This is a genomic window from Micromonospora sp. NPDC005205, from assembly GCF_040608275.1.
GTDB lineage: Bacteria > Actinomycetota > Actinomycetes > Mycobacteriales > Micromonosporaceae > Micromonospora.
The window spans coordinates 1-14,654 of record NZ_JBEXHV010000019.1; the positions used below are offsets into that span (position 1 = coordinate 1).

Consider the following 14,654-nt stretch of genomic DNA (forward strand, 5'->3'; position numbering starts at 1 on the left):
GTAGCCGCCGGGGGGCGCCTGGGTGAGGCGGTTGTTGCGGCCGGACTGGTCGTAGATGATCGTGATGACGCTGTTGGTGTTGGGGCCGCCGCCGGCGTGCGTCAACGGCTGTCCGACCCGCCGGTCTCCACGACCGCCCGGCCGGCCTCCAACCGGGCCACCGGCACCCGGAACGGTGAGCAGGACACGTAGTCCAGGCCGACCTCGTGGAAGAAGTGCACCGAGTCCGGGTCGCCACCGTGCTCACCGCAGACACCGAGCTTGAGCCCGGGGCGGGCGGCCCGGCCCTCCTCGGCGGCTATCCGCACCAGCCGGCCGACACCGTCACGGTCGATCGACTCGAACGGCGAGATGCCGAAGATGCCCAACTCCAGGTAGCGCCAGAAGAACGCCCCCTCGACGTCGTCGCGCGAGAAGCCCCAGCCCATCTGGGTCAGGTCGTTGGTGCCGAAGGAGAAGAACTCGGCGGCCTCGGCGATCTGCCCGGCGGTCAGGGCCGCCCGGGGCACCTCGATCATGGTGCCGATCAGCACCTCGACGCCGCTGTCCCCGACCACCTCGGCAATGATCTTCTCGGCCTCGGCGCGAACCGTCTCCAGCTCCTGCACCGCCCCGACCAGCGGCACCATGATCTCCGGTTTCGCCGCCCCGCCGCCGCGGGCACAGCTGACCGCCGCCTCGGCGATGGCGCGGACCTGCATCGCGAACAGGCCGGGGATGACCAGGCCGAGGCGTACACCACGCAGCCCGAGCATCGGGTTCTCCTCGTGCATCCGCCGGACGGCGGCGAGCAGCGCCTCCTCCTTGGCCACGTCCTCGCCGCGTTCCTGCGCGACCGCCACGTTGACGGCGAGCTGCTCCAACGGCGGCAGGAACTCGTGCAACGGCGGGTCGATGAGCCGGACGGTGACCGGCAGGCCGTCCATCTCGCGGAAGATCTCCTCGAAGTCGGCCCGCTGCAACGGCAGCAGCGCCGCCAGCGCCGCCTCCCGCTCACCCGGGGCCCGGGCCAGGATCAGCCGCTCGACCAGCTCCCGCCGGTCGCCGAGGAACATGTGCTCGGTGCGGCACAACCCGATGCCCTCGGCGCCGAAGCGCCGGGCCCGGGCGGCGTCCGCGCCGGTGTCGGCGTTCGTGCGGACCGCCAGCCGCCGCTTCCCGTCGGCGTGCGTCATGATCCGGTGTACGGCCCGGACCAGCGCGTTGTCGACGTGCTCGGGGTCGAGGCTGCCCTCGAAGTACTGCACGACCTCGGAGGGCATGACCGGCACCTCGCCGAGGTAGACCTTGCCGGTGGTGCCGTCGATGGACACCACATCGCCCTCGGCGACGGTCTGGCCGGCGACAGTGAACCGCTTCGCCGGCACGTTCACCTCGATCTCGTCGGCACCGGAGACGCAGGTCTTGCCCATGCCCCGGGCCACCACCGCGGCGTGGCTGGTCTTGCCGCCGCGCGAGGTGAGGATGCCTTTCGCGGCGATCATGCCGTTCAGGTCGTCCGGGTTGGTCTCCCGGCGCACCAGGATCACCGACTTCCCCTCGGCGGCCAGCTCGACGGCTCGGGCGGAGGTGAACACCACAGTGCCGGACGCCGCGCCCGGCGACGCGCCGATGCCAGTGGCGACCGGCTGGAACTCGTGGTCGAGCTGGAAGCGCGGGAACATCAGCTGGGCCAGTTGCGCGCCGTTGACCCGGTGCAGCGCCTCGTCCAGGTCGATCAGGCCCTCGTCGACGAGCTGCCCGGCGATGACGAACGCGGCGGCGGCAGTGCGCTTGCCGACCCGGGTCTGCAACATCCACAGCTTGCCGCGTTCGATGGTGAACTCGATGTCGCAGAGGTCCTTGTAGTGCTCCTCCAGCCGGGCCATGATGCCGAGCAGCTCGTCGTAGGACGCCTTGTCGAGCTGCTCCAACTCCTGCAACGGCACCGTGTTGCGGATGCCGGCGACCACGTCCTCGCCCTGCGCGTTGGCCAGGTAGTCGCCGTAGATGCCCTGCGCCCCGCTGGCCGGGTCACGGGTGAACGCGACACCGGTGCCGGAGTCGGGCCCGAGGTTGCCGAAGACCATCGTCACCACGTTGACAGCGGTGCCCAGCTCGGCCGGGATGCGCTCCTGGCGGCGGTAGAGCACGGCGCGCTCGGCGTTCCACGACTCGAAGACCGCCCGGATGGCCAGGTCGAGCTGTTCGCGTGGCTGCTGCGGGAACTCCCGGCCGGTGTGCTTCAAGAAGATCTTCTTGTACGCGTCGACCAGCCCACGCAGGTCGTCGGCGTCCAGATCCAGGTCGTTGTGGGTGCCCTTGGCGTGCTTGGCCTCGTCGAGCGCGTGCTCGAACTCCTCGCCCGGCACCTCGCAGACGGTCTTGCCGAACATCTGGATGAGTCGCCGGTAGGAGTCCCAGGCGAACCGCTCGTTGTTGCCGGCCTGGGCTGCGAGTCCTTCCACGCTCTGGTCGTTGAGACCGACGTTGAGGACGGTCTCCATCATGCCGGGCATGGAGAACTTGGCACCGGAGCGGACGGAGACCAGCAGTGGGTCCTGCGGGTCACCGAGGCGCTTGCCCATCGCGCGCTCCAGCGACTCCAGGTGCGCCTCGATCTGACCGGCGAGCCCGTCCGGCTCCCGTCCCGTCGCGAGGTACGCCTGGCACGCCTCGGTGGTGATGGTGAAGCCGGGCGGAACGGGCAGGCCCAGATTGGTCATCTCGGCGAGGTTTGCCCCCTTGCCGCCGAGCAACTCCTTGAGCTCCTTGTTGCCTTCGGAGAAGTCGTAGACGTACTTGTGATCGACGGTCTCTTGCGCTGCCACCAGAGCCTCCACAACACACGCGCCGGATTGACACTTAACGAAGGTTCAGTTTTCTTCTTCCCCGGGACGGACCGCCGGTAATCCCGGGGTCAACGTCGATCGGTGGGCGAAGGTTAAGCGACCATCGAGTGACCTGGGACCGTTCGGTGACAATTGGCACAGCTATCACGACTATCCGTGTTCGTACCGGTTTTTGGGAACGCTTCCATGCGCACCATCACGCATACGGCAGAGCGTCGTACGCTTGACGCCACGCCAGCCGGTGAACCTCACTTTTGCCATAACCGACGCGAATACACCCCCGGAGTCGCCGCCGTGTCGACCACCCCCTCCCCCGGCCCCACCGCCGTCCCCGCGCCCCTCTCGGCGGGGGAACCGGACGTGGCCACGCTGGCCCGCACGGCCGAGCAGACAGCGGGCGCGTTGCTCGCCCCGGCGGCCCCCCACCGGCTGGCTGACGTCGTGCCCGCACCCCAGCAGGTTCAGCCGGACCCGACCGCCGACTGGGCCCTCCCAGCCGAAGCCGTCATCGTGTCCAGCGCCGACCCCGCCGCGTTGGCGGTCGCCGAGCAGCTCGCCCAACTCCTGCGTCCGGCCACCGGCTACCCGCTGCCGGTCACCGACGCCACGACGCCGGAGCCCGCCGGTGGCATCGCGCTGGTGCTCGACGGCAGCGCCGGCCTCGGCGCGGAGGGCTACCGCCTCGACATCGCCACCGACGGGGTGAACGTCACCGCCTCCACCTCCGCCGGCCTCTTCCACGGCGTACAGACGCTGCGCCAACTGTTGCCAGCGGCGATCGAGAGCTCCACCCCGGTCACCGAACGCTGGGTGCTGCCCGGCGGGACCATCACCGACGCACCCCGGTTCCCCTACCGGGGCGCGATGCTCGACGTAGCGCGGCACTTCTTCGCCGTCGAGGACGTGCTGCGGGTGGTCGACCACCTGGCCCGCTACAAGCTCAACCACCTGCACCTGCACCTCACCGACGACCAGGGCTGGCGGATCGCCGTCGACTCCTGGCCGAAGCTGACCAGCATCGGCGGGACGACCGAGGTCGGCGGCGGCCCCGGCGGGCACTACACGAAGGCCGACTACGCGCGGATCGTCTCCTACGCGGCAGCCCGCCACATCACCGTCGTCCCGGAGATCGACCTGCCGGGGCACACCAACTCGGCGCTGGTCGCGTACCCGGAACTGGCACCGGACAAGATCGCACCGCCGCCGTACACCGGCACCGAGGTCGGCTTCAGCTACGTCGACCCGGCCGACGAGCGCACGTACGACTTCGTCGCCGACGTGCTGGGCGAGGTGGCCGCGCTCACCCCCGGCCCCTGGCTGCACATCGGCGGTGACGAGGCGTTCAAGGTCAAGGGCGAGGTCTACACCGGTTTCGTCGAGCGGCTCCAGCGCATCGTGGCCGACCTCGGCAAGACCGTCGTCGGCTGGCACCAGCTCGCGCCAGCCGCCCACCTCGACGGGCGGGTCCTGCAGTGGTGGGGCACGAACGGCGAGGACCCCACCACCGTCGACGCCGTACGCCGGGGCGCCCGGCTGATCGTCTCCCCCGGCAACCACGCCTACCTGGACATGAAGTACGCCCCGGACACCCCGATCGGGCACGACTGGGCCGGCCTCATCGACGTGCGAAAGGCGTACGACTGGGACCCGGGCACGCACGTCGCCGGCGTACCCACCGAGGCGGTTCTCGGTGTGGAGGCCCCGCTCTGGACCGAATCGGTCATTTCGCTGGCCGACATCGAGCTGTTGCTCCTGCCCCGCCTCCCGGCCATCGCCGAGTTGGGCTGGTCACCCCGGGCAAGCCACGACTGGGCCGACTTCCGCGACCGCCTGGCCGGCCAGGGCCCGCGCTGGACGACGGCCGGGATCACCTTCCACCGCGCGCCCGAGATCCCCTGGCCAACCACCCCGATCATCCCCACCCAACCCAACCCGGCGGTCCCGAGCCAGGACAACACGACCCGAGAGGGTGCCAACCGGATATAGGCCCGCGATTCCGGTGGTCGCTTTCAGATCGCCGATATCGCGGCATCCTTCAGCCAGGACGCCCCACATCGCCGACCCGGCGTGGGTCGCTAGACGCCGGATGTCCGATATCAGGCTCAACGTCCCGTGGCCGGGGCCACCCGGATGGCGGAATCGTCGGCCTGGCGGGGTCGTTATACCTGGCACGGCACCGCGACTGTCGGTCGTCGGTGCAGGGCAGCCGCCGGGAACACCGGCCGGGCCGCCCCAGTTACATCCCCCGCACAGCGCAGCAGCACCGGCAAGGAACCCGGCGGAATGATCCGCCGCCCCGCACCGTTGTGCTCTGTCCCGACGCCGGCCCCACGGGCCGCCGGGACGACAACACTGCGTATCTCCCGCGCGGATTGCTGTCCCCTGTCACGCCGCGCGGCACCCCCGATGAAGCAGAGGAGCACGCCATCATGCGTACCGATCTGATTCGTAAGACCGCTCTGACCGCCGCTGGCCTCGCGTTCACCGGTGGCGCCATCGTCGGACCCGTCACCACCGCGTTCGCCGCCCCGAACACCGGTAAGCCGGCGTCGCAGGCGCAGACCGACCGCAAGGGCCACGGCGAGCGGGAGCTCGGCGTGCGCTACGAAGCCCAGCCGAACTTCTACTACTGCGGCCCCGCCGCCGCCCGCAACGCCCTGTCCGTGCAGGGCAAGGACATCAGCGTGGACGCCATGGCCAAGGAGATGGGCACCACCGAGGCCGGCACCAACTCCATCAACGACATCACCCCGGTGCTGAACAAGGAGACCGGCAAGAACGACGCCTACCACTCCGTCGAGATCAGCACGCCCAAGGCCGACGAGAAGCAGACCGACAAGCTTCGCGCCGACGTCGTCAAGACCGTCGACGACGGCCGGGCCGTGGTCGCCAACATCGCCGGCACCACCACCGACACCGACGGTGGTATCCACTCCTTCGAGGGTGGGCACTACATCAGCGTCGTCGGCTACCGCGACAACGGCAACATCGTCAAGATCGCCGACTCCGCCGACCCGAACACCGCCTCGTACGAGGTCACCATCGAGCACCTCGCGGACTGGATCGCCACCCGCGGCTACGCCACCAGCTGAGCACCACCCAACTCGGAAGGGCCGGACCCCACCACGGGGTCCGGCCCTTCCGCATGTCCAGGTCCGCGCCCCGCGCCCCGCGCAAGATCCCCGATGTTGCTGCCTCCGACACGCCGGAGACACCAACATCCCTGATGTTGCGCGGATCTCGGCGACGAAGTACCCGGCGCGGGGTCCGTTGTCTGCGTCACGGGCCCTTTGGAGCTGATGTCGTAGACGAATCAGCGTCACCAGGGCAGCCGCGAAGCAACGTCGCAATGGGACCTACCGGGCAACCCGGTGGCGGCAACCGCAGGGCAACTCGCCACGGCAACCGCAGGGCAACACGGTGACGGCAAGGCGGTGGAGGCACCGCAGGGCAACAACGGTGGCGGCCGCAGGGCAGTGCGAGTCAGTGGCACCGCCGAACAGCGCACGGCCGAGCCCAGGTCATGACTCGTTTACGACATCAGCTCGATAGCGTGCCGCACCCCCAACGTCCGCCCCCTGCTCCCGGCCGGAACCGGGCCGGGAACCTGCGAAGTAGGTCCGACAGCGACGACCCCACGAGGGTCGGAGACTCAGCCGCCCGAGTCGTCCATCTCGGCGCCCTCGGGGACGGTGTCGTCGTCCCGGCTGGCCAGCCAGCCCTCCGGCAGGAAGACCTTGCCGGGCGAGTTGGTACGCCCACGCGGCTGCCCGAGGGCGGTCATCGGGAACGGCTCCGCCGGGTCGAGCTTGCCGAGCAGGTCGTCGAGCTGGGCCAGGCTTTCGATCATCGCCAGCGAGCGCCGCAGCTCGCCGCCGACGGGGAAGCCCTTGAGGTACCAGGCAACGTGCTTGCGGAAGTCGGTGCAGCCGTCCCGTTCACCTCGGGCCGGGTTGCGGGCACCGGCAGTGAACTGGTCGACCAGCAGCTCGGCGTGCCGGCGCATGGTCACGGCCACCTCGCCGAGGGTGGGTAGCCGCCGCTCCGGCCGACCGTTGAAGGCGGCCTCCAGGTCGGCGAAGAGCCACGGCCGGCCCAGGCAGCCGCGCCCGATGACCACGCCGTCGACGCCGGTGTGGGCCACCATGCGCAGCGCGTCGTCAGCTTCCCAGATGTCGCCGTTGCCGAGCACCGGCACGTCGAGGGCCTGCTTCAGGGTGGCGATCGCGTCCCAGTCGGCGGTGCCCGAGTAGCGCTGCGAGGCCGTGCGCCCGTGCAGGGCCACCGCTGCCACGCCGGCCTCCTGGGCGGCGAGCCCGGCTTCGACGTACGTCAGGTGGTCGTCGTCGATGCCCTTGCGCATCTTGACAGTGACCGGCACGCCGGACGGTGCCGCGGCGGCCACCGCGTCCCGCACGAGTCGCGCGAAGAGCCGCCGCCGCCACGGCAGCGCCGCGCCGCCGCCGCGCCGGGTGACCTTCGGGACCGGGCAGCCGAAGTTGAGGTCGATGTGATCGGCCAGGTTGCGCTCGACGACGATCCGCACGGCGGCGGCGGTGATCTCCGGATCGGTGCCGTAGAGCTGGAGACTGCGGGGCTTCTCGTCGTCGCCGAACGCGATCATGCGCAGCGTCTTCGGGTTGCGCTCGACAAGCGCCCGAGTGGTGATCATCTCGCAGACGTAGATGCCGCCGCCCTGCTCGCGACAGAGCCGACGGAACCCGATGTTGGTGATTCCAGCCATCGGCGCGAGCACGACCGGCGGCCACACCTGGTGCTGGCCGAGAGTCAGCGGGCGCAGCGCGGGCACGGTCGAGGCAGTCACCGGACAAGTGTACGGGGCCCCGACCGGCGCTCATGGCGTCGGCCGAGGCCCCGTGCGCAGAGTCTCAGCAGCCCGGAAGACGCTCGATCAGGTAGCGCTCGACCTGGTCCAGGGAGACGCGCTCCTGGGCCATGGTGTCCCGGTTGCGCACCGTCACAGCGTTGTCGTCCAGGGTGTCGAAGTCGACGGTGACGCAGAACGGGGTGCCGATCTCGTCCTGCCGCCGGTAGCGACGCCCGATCGCCTGCGAGTCGTCGAACTCCACCACCCAGCGCTTGCGCAGCAGGGTCGCGAGATCCTTGGCCTTGGGCGACAGCGCCTCGTTGCGGGACAGCGGCAGCACCGCCACCTTGACCGGGGCGAGCCTCGGGTCGAACCGCATCACGGTGCGCTTGTCCACGCCGCCCTTGGTGTTCGGCGCCTCGTCCTCGTCGTACGCCTCCAGCAGGAAGGCGAGCACCGCGCGGGTCAGACCCGCGGCCGGCTCGATGACGTACGGCATCCAGCGCTCACTCTTGCTCTGGTCGAAGTACGACAGGTCGACGCCGGAGTGCTTGCTGTGCGTGGAGAGGTCGAAGTCGGTGCGGTTGGCGACACCCTCAAGCTCGGCGAACTCGGTGCCACCGAACTGGAAGCGGTACTCGATGTCCACGGTCCGCTTCGAGTAGTGCGACAGCTTCTCCTTGGGGTGCTCGAACAGGCGCAGATTGTCCGCCGAGAGGCCGAGGTCGAGGTACCAGTTCCAGCGCTCCTGGAGCCAGTACTCGTGCCACTGCTCGTCGGTGCCCGGCTCGACGAAGAACTCCATCTCCATCTGCTCGAACTCGCGGGTCCGGAAGATGAAGTTGCCCGGGGTGATCTCGTTGCGGAACGACTTGCCGGTCTGCGCGATGCCGAACGGGGGCTTCTTGCGGGCGACCGTCTCGACGTTCTTGTAGTTGACGAAGATGCCCTGCGCGGTCTCCGGGCGCAGGTAGTGCAGCCCTTCGTCGCTCTCCACCGGGCCCAGGTAGGTCTTCATCAGGCCGTTGAACATCTTCGGCTCGGTGAAGGTGCCCTTGTTGCCGCAGTTGGGGCAGTTCAGCTCGGCCAGCGAGGTGAGCGGCTTGCCGTGCTTCTCGGCGTACGCCTCTTCCAGGTGGTCAGCCCGGAACCGCTTGTGACAGAACTGGCACTCGGTCAGCGGGTCGACGAACTCGGCGATGTGGCCGGACGCCTCCCACACCTTGCGGGACAGGATCACCGCGGAGTCCAGGCCGACGACGTCGTCGCGCTGCTGGACCATCGTCTTCCACCACTGCCGGCGGACGTTCTCCTTGAGCTCCACGCCGAGCGGACCGTAGTCCCACGCCGATCGGGTGCCTCCGTAGATCTCACTGGAGGGGAAGACGAAGCCTCGGCGCTTGGCGAGGCTGACGACGGCGTCGATACGGTCGGCTGGCATGTTTCCTCCTACGCCGGCTGGCGGTCGGCGGGGGCGAGATGTGGATGGAACGGTCGGTTCGGGACAACGGTACGACCACCGTCGCCCCAAGCCCAGCAGAATACCGGGGACGGGTCAGCTGACCTCGCAGACCTCCACGCCGCCGGTCTGCCCGTCCTGCCCGAGGCTGACCTGTTGGCGCTCCCGGTCGCCGCCGTCGAGGGTCACGTCGACCGGCACGGTCAGGTAGGTGGTGTCCACCTCGCCCACGCGGAACGCTGTCACCTGCGGTTCGGCGGCGGCGCGCCGTTCGAACTCCGGCCGGGACTCACGCCGCTGCGCGTCGTCGCAGAGCTGGTCGTACGCCCGCCCGTAGTTCCGCTCGACGAGCGCCTGGTAGTAGTCGCCGGTCACGGTGCGGGCCTGTTCCCGAATGGCCTGGACTCCGCTGACGGCCAGGCCGACGACGGCGGTGCCACCGCCGCCGCAGCAGAGCACCACGGCGAGCGCGCCGACGCCGAGGCCGATCCAGAGCCGAGTCCGGCGGCCCTCGGTGGGCGGCGCGGCAAACGGCGGAGCCACCCCGGGACCGGGTGGCGGGGCGGGTGCGGTCATAGGAGCAGCGTAGTGTCCGGCGGCTCAGCGGTAAGGACCCGCAGCCCGATCACTCTCGGCGACGACCACGGCCCCGCCGGGGGCGGCGGTGGCCAGCGCCTCGTACGCGGAGGGCTCGTCGACGGACTCGGCCAGCAGCGGCACGGCGCTGACCTTGACCTCGAAGGCGCCCAGCGCCCGCCGGTACGTGCCGACCGACTCCCATTCGGTGACCAGTGACCAGTGCCGGGGGTCGTCCAACGCCCGGACCAGTTGGCCGCGCAGGTAGCCGGGCCGGGCGGCCAGCGCGGTGAGGGCGGCGTGCGCCCGTTCGGTGAAGCCGTCGGCGGCATCGACGTCGACCACGAACCGGTTGGTCACCAGCACCGGGGGTTCCTCCTCGTAGAGTCTGTGGGATGCAGCGTACGCAGCGCCCTCTGCTCGCCCGGTTGGCCGGGGCGAACCCGACGTCGGTGTTCCTGCTCACCCTGGTGGTGGTGCTGGTGGCGTTCTTCACGCCCGGGGTGATCGGCGGGCTGCTCACGCTCGCGCTCGCCGGGGTCCTGATCGCCCTGTTGGCGACGACCTGGGCGGTTCAGGCGCCGCAGACCCGGCTGATCCGGCTGGTGATGCTCACCCTGCTGGTGGCAGTGGGCCTCGCGAAGCTCCTCTGACATGCAATCATGCGTTTTTGACAATCATTATCGTTGCCACGGACAGTTGACGACATGACCAACCGCGCCACGTACCGTGTCCTGGCCGCCGCGACCGCTCTCCTCGCCCTGGGCGCCGGAGCCGGCTGCTCCACCGGCGGCGCCGCCGGGGCCGACCCCCAGCGAGTCGACGTGGTGGCCGCGTTCTACCCCCTCCAGTTCCTGGCCGAACGGATCGGCGGCGACGCGGTCCGGGTCACCAACCTGGCCAAGCCCGGCGCCGAGCCGCACGACCTGGAGCTCAACCCGAGCCAGGTCGGAGAGGTCAGCGACGCGGAGCTGATCGTCTACCTCAAGGGGTTCCAGCCGGCCGTGGACGACGCCGTGGCCCAGAACGGCGGCGACCGGGCGTTCGACGTGACGAGCGTGCAGCCGCTGTTGGACGCGTCCGCCGGCGGGCACGACCACGAGGGCGAAGAGGGGCACGCCGAGGAGAGCGGCGGCAAGGACCCACACGTCTGGCTCGACCCGACCCGGCTGGCCGGCATCGGCGACCAGCTCGCCCAGCGCCTCGGCAAGGCCGACCCGGACCACGCCGCCGACTACACCGCCCGGGCGACTGCCCTGCGCGCCGACCTGACGACACTGGACGGCGAGTTCAAGCAGGGTCTGGCGACCTGCCAGCGGCGGGAGATCGTGACCAGCCACGCCGCGTTCGGGTACCTCGCCGACCGCTACCAGCTCGACCAGGTCGGCATAACCGGGCTGAGCCCGGACGTCGAGCCCTCGCCGCAGCGCCTCGCGCACGTGATCGAGGAGGCCAAGGAGCACCAGGCCACCACGATCTTCTTCGAGACCCTGGTCAGCCCCAAGGTGGCCGAGACCATCGCCGGTCAGGTCGGCGCGAAGACCGCCGTGCTCGACCCGATCGAAGGGCTCGCCGCCGGCAGCAACGGGGACTACCTTTCGGTGATGCGCACCAACCTGCGGACCCTGCAGACGGCCTTGAGCTGCTCGTGACCTCACGTGTCATCACCGTCGAGCACGGTGTGGTCGGCTACGACGGTCGCCCCGTGCTCCGGGACATCTCGCTCACCGTGACCGCCGGCGAGGTGGTCGCGATCCTCGGCGCCAACGGCTCGGGCAAGTCCACCCTGATCCGCGCCGTGCTCGGGCTGGTGCCGATCAGCGCCGGCTCGGTCACCCTCTTCGACCGGCCGTTGCGCCGGTTCCGGCAGTGGGCACGCATCGGGTACGTCCCGCAACGCCTGGGCGCCGGCGGCGGCGTACCGGCGACCGTCCGGGAGGTGGTGGCCTCCGGCCGGCTGGCCCGTCGGGGGGTGCTTCGTCCGCCGGGTCGAGCCGACCGGGTCGCCGTCGACGCGGCGCTGGGCGCGGTCGGGCTCGCCGACCGGGCCGGTGACCCGGTGTCCACGCTCTCCGGCGGCCAGCAGCAGCGCACCCTGATCGCCCGCGCCCTGGCCGGCCAGCCGGAGCTGCTGGTGCTCGACGAGCCCACCGCCGGGGTGGACGCGGCCAGCCAGGAGGCCTTCGCCGGCGCGCTGCGCGACTTCGTCGCCGACGGCGGAACGGTGCTGCTCGTCGCCCACGAGCTGGGCCCGCTGCGACCGGTGATCAGCCGGGCCGTCGTCGTCCACGAGGGTCGCATCGCCCACGACGGCGCGGTGCCCGACCCGGCCGGCCATCACGCGGAGCCCGACCACGACCACGTGCACCCGCACTGCTACGACGAGCCCGCCGGGCTGTGGAGCAACTGACCCATGGAACTCTTCCAGTACCCCTACATGCAGCGCGCCCTGATCGGCGCGCTGGTGATCGGCTTGGCCGCGCCGGCGCTCGGCATCTACCTGGTGCAGCGCCGGCTGGCGTTGATCGGCGATGGTGTGGGGCACGTAGCGCTGACCGGCGTCGGCGCGGGGTTGCTGCTCAACCGCTCCCCGGTGCTGGTCGCGGTGATCGCCGCCACCATCGGCGCGATCGCCATCGAGATCGTCCGGGCCCGTGGGCGTACCTCCGGTGATCTGGCTCTGGCTCTGCTCTTCTACGGCGGCATCGCGGGCGGTGTACTCCTGGTCGGCCTTTCCGACGCGACCAGCGCGAACCTCAACGCCTACCTGTTCGGGTCGCTGACCACCATCTCGCCCGCCGACCTGACGACCATCGCGGTGCTCGGCGCGGCGATCCTGGTCACGATGATCGCGTTGCGGCCGGCGCTCTTCGCGGTCAGTCACGACGAGGAGTACGCCCGGGTCTCCGGCCTGCCGGTCCGCACGCTGAACCTGCTGATCGCGGTCGCCACGGCGGTCACCGTGACCATCGCCATGCGGGCCGTCGGCGTGCTGCTGATCAGCGCGTTGATGGTGGTGCCGGTTGCCACCGCCCAGCAGGTCACCCGGGGTTTCCGCAGCACGATGGCCGCCGCGATGGCGCTCGGGCTCTTCGCCGCCGGCTCGGGTGTCTGGGTGGCGGCCACGGCGGACACCGCGCCGGGCGCCTCGGTGGTGCTGGTGGCGATCGCCTCGTTCCTGGTGGTGGCCGTGGCCGGCGCTGTCTGGCGGGTCGTGCGCCGCCGGACGACGCCAACCGCCGCGCCGACACCGGAACCTCACGAGGTCGTGCTGAGCTGAGCCTGGTCAGCGCGAGCTCAGTGGTATTGGTTACCGTTGCAGGATGACCAGCGCGACGGGCTACGACGGGTTCGACGGGGCCAGCGAGCTGCTCCGCGCCCTGTCCGCTCCCATTCGCCTGGCCATCGTCAGTGAGCTGGCCGGCGGCGAGCGGTGCGTGCACGAGTTGGTGGAGAAGCTCGGCGCGGCGCAACCACTGGTCTCCCAGCACCTGCGGGTGTTGCGCGGAGCGGGCGTGGTGCGCGGCTCCCGCCGAGGCCGGGAGATCGCCTACAGCCTGGTCGACGAGCACGTCGCGCACATCGTGGCGGACGCGGTCAGCCACGCCGGGGAGGGATCATGAGCGAGAGCAGCGCCGCTGTGCGCAACACCCGGCAGCGTTCGGCGGTGAGCGCGCTGCTGGGCGAGATGGAGGGCTTCCACAGCGCCCAGGACCTGCATGCGATGCTGCGGCAGCGCGGCGAGCGGGTCGGCCTGACCACCGTCTACCGCACCCTCCAGGGGCTCGCCGACGCCGGTGAGATCGATGTGATGCGTCCGCCGGGCGGCGAGCACCTGTACCGCCGGTGCAGCGAGGGGCACCACCACCACCTGGTCTGCCGGGTGTGCGGGCGTACGGTCGAGGTGGCCGGGCCGGCCGTGGAGAGCTGGGCCGACCGGGTCGCCGCGCAGCACGGCTACGCCGACGTCAGCCACACCCTGGAAATCTTCGGCACCTGCCCGACCTGCCCGCGCTGACCACCGGCCCGGTCGATCGCGATCCGGGCTCACTTCACGGGTGCCCCGCGAAGGCCGTTCGTGACACGCTGTCCGGCGTGAAGATCTATGCCGATCGGTTCCCGACCGCCGCCCGTCAGCTGCTCACCGACCTGCTCGTCGTCGCCTGGGTGTACGTGGCGATCCGCGGCGCGCTGTGGCTGCACGATCTGGTGCAGAAGCTCGCCGTACCCGGACAGAAGCTGGAGGGCGCGGGCAGCGGCCTCGCCGACAACCTCGCCGAAGCCGGCGGGAAGGTCGGCCGGGTGCCACTGGTCGGCGACGAGCTGACCGCTCCGTTCCGGCAGGCCGCCGACGCGGCCCGAGGGCTGGCCGACGCCGGCCGCGACCAGCAGCACCTGGTCGATCAGCTCGCCCTCGCCCTCGCCGTCGCGGTGCTGATCTTCCCGCTCGGCATCGTGCTCTTCGGTTGGTTGCCGCTGCGGCTGCGCTGGATGCGCCGAGCCGGGTCGGCCGCGAAGCTGGCCGTCGGGCCGGCCGGCCGGGATCTGCTCGCCCTGCGCGCCCTGGCCACCCAGCCGCTGGGCCAACTGACCCGGATCGGCCCGGACGTCGCTGAGGCGTGGCGGCGCGGCGACGACGCGACAGTCGACGCCCTGGCCGCTCTGGAGCTGCGCCAACTCGGTCTACGCAGCCGGGGCCGCTAAAGTCGTCGGGTGTTCTACTTCCTCGTCGTCATCGCCGTCCTGCTGCTCGGCTACGCCGCTGTCCTGGTCTCCTTCCTGCGCCGGGGCAAGAAGATTCCACCTGCGGCGTACCTGGCCCTGGCCGGGCTCAACGGTCTGATCCTGGCGGGGGTGCTGGCCTGGGCGGTCGCCCGCTGACCGAAGCCGCCGACCCGCACGGCGGCCAACCCCTGCCGACCCGCACCCCGGCCAACCCCTGCCGACCCACGCGGCGGCG

The 14,654-nt window shown here is 70.8% G+C and carries 15 protein-coding genes; 10 read left to right on the plus strand and 5 right to left on the minus strand.

The genetic code is table 11. The features are described from left to right. Window positions 1-101: 101 nt before the first annotated feature. Window positions 102-2,810 (minus strand): pyruvate, phosphate dikinase, encoded by a 2,709-nt coding sequence (gene ppdK / locus ABZU43_RS26885; protein ID WP_355009242.1) that lies wholly within the window; start codon window positions 2,808-2,810, stop codon window positions 102-104. A 315-nt stretch (window positions 2,811-3,125) separates the two neighbouring features. Between ppdK and ABZU43_RS26890 the strand changes: the two genes are divergently transcribed. Next, complete coding sequence (locus ABZU43_RS26890) at window positions 3,126-4,817, plus strand: beta-N-acetylhexosaminidase (protein ID WP_355009243.1); 1,692 nt, start codon at window positions 3,126-3,128, stop codon at window positions 4,815-4,817. A 443-nt stretch (window positions 4,818-5,260) separates the two neighbouring features. After that, window positions 5,261-5,923 (plus strand): C39 family peptidase, encoded by a 663-nt coding sequence (locus tag ABZU43_RS26895; protein ID WP_355009244.1) that lies wholly within the window; start codon window positions 5,261-5,263, stop codon window positions 5,921-5,923. A gap of 560 nt (window positions 5,924-6,483) precedes the next feature. On the opposite strand, the gene dusB is transcribed toward ABZU43_RS26895, so the two are convergent. The 4 genes from dusB to ABZU43_RS26915 form a co-directional block, all read right to left on the minus strand. Continuing rightward, window positions 6,484-7,656 carry a tRNA dihydrouridine synthase DusB gene (dusB, locus tag ABZU43_RS26900; protein ID WP_355009245.1) on the minus strand — a complete coding sequence of 391 codons (1,173 nt, stop codon included), beginning with the start codon at window positions 7,654-7,656 and terminating at the stop codon, window positions 6,484-6,486. A 64-nt stretch (window positions 7,657-7,720) separates the two neighbouring features. Beyond that, window positions 7,721-9,100: a glycine--tRNA ligase gene (locus ABZU43_RS26905; RefSeq protein WP_091409675.1), complete on the minus strand. Its 1,380-nt coding sequence runs from the start codon at window positions 9,098-9,100 to the stop codon at window positions 7,721-7,723. A gap of 114 nt (window positions 9,101-9,214) precedes the next feature. Then, window positions 9,215-9,694 carry a hypothetical protein gene (locus ABZU43_RS26910; protein WP_112589144.1) on the minus strand — a complete coding sequence of 160 codons (480 nt, stop codon included), beginning with the start codon at window positions 9,692-9,694 and terminating at the stop codon, window positions 9,215-9,217. A 24-nt stretch (window positions 9,695-9,718) separates the two neighbouring features. After that, a complete protein-coding gene (locus ABZU43_RS26915; RefSeq protein WP_112589142.1) occupies window positions 9,719-10,060 on the minus strand; it encodes an antibiotic biosynthesis monooxygenase in 342 nt (113 codons plus the stop codon). A 29-nt stretch (window positions 10,061-10,089) separates the two neighbouring features. Between ABZU43_RS26915 and ABZU43_RS26920 the strand changes: the two genes are divergently transcribed. The 8 genes from ABZU43_RS26920 (at window position 10,090) to ABZU43_RS26955 (ending at window position 14,575) form a co-directional block, all read left to right on the plus strand. Next, entirely contained in the window at window positions 10,090-10,347 is a 258-nt protein-coding gene (locus ABZU43_RS26920) for a hypothetical protein (RefSeq protein ID WP_355009246.1), read from the plus strand. 54 nt (window positions 10,348-10,401) lie between these two features. Further along, window positions 10,402-11,346, plus strand: coding sequence for a metal ABC transporter substrate-binding protein (locus ABZU43_RS26925; RefSeq protein ID WP_355009247.1), 945 nt, complete (start codon window positions 10,402-10,404; stop codon window positions 11,344-11,346). Further along, window positions 11,343-12,104, plus strand: coding sequence for an ABC transporter ATP-binding protein (locus tag ABZU43_RS26930; RefSeq protein WP_355009248.1), 762 nt, complete (start codon window positions 11,343-11,345; stop codon window positions 12,102-12,104). Before ABZU43_RS26925 ends, ABZU43_RS26930 begins: the two co-directional genes overlap by 4 nt. A gap of 3 nt (window positions 12,105-12,107) precedes the next feature. Next, window positions 12,108-12,974: a metal ABC transporter permease gene (locus ABZU43_RS26935; protein ID WP_238670367.1), complete on the plus strand. Its 867-nt coding sequence runs from the start codon at window positions 12,108-12,110 to the stop codon at window positions 12,972-12,974. A gap of 43 nt (window positions 12,975-13,017) precedes the next feature. Further along, window positions 13,018-13,317: a metalloregulator ArsR/SmtB family transcription factor gene (locus ABZU43_RS26940; RefSeq protein WP_030338189.1), complete on the plus strand. Its 300-nt coding sequence runs from the start codon at window positions 13,018-13,020 to the stop codon at window positions 13,315-13,317. Beyond that, a complete protein-coding gene (locus tag ABZU43_RS26945; protein ID WP_091409697.1) occupies window positions 13,314-13,712 on the plus strand; it encodes a Fur family transcriptional regulator in 399 nt (132 codons plus the stop codon). The genes ABZU43_RS26940 and ABZU43_RS26945 overlap by 4 nt, the downstream gene beginning before the upstream one ends. Window positions 13,713-13,789: 77 nt before the next feature. Then, on the plus strand, window positions 13,790-14,398 hold the full coding sequence (locus ABZU43_RS26950; RefSeq protein ID WP_355009249.1) for a hypothetical protein: 609 nt from the start codon (window positions 13,790-13,792) through the stop codon (window positions 14,396-14,398). Between the two features lie 9 nt (window positions 14,399-14,407). Then, entirely contained in the window at window positions 14,408-14,575 is a 168-nt protein-coding gene (locus ABZU43_RS26955; protein WP_355009250.1) for a hypothetical protein, read from the plus strand. Window positions 14,576-14,654: the final 79 nt, after the last annotated feature.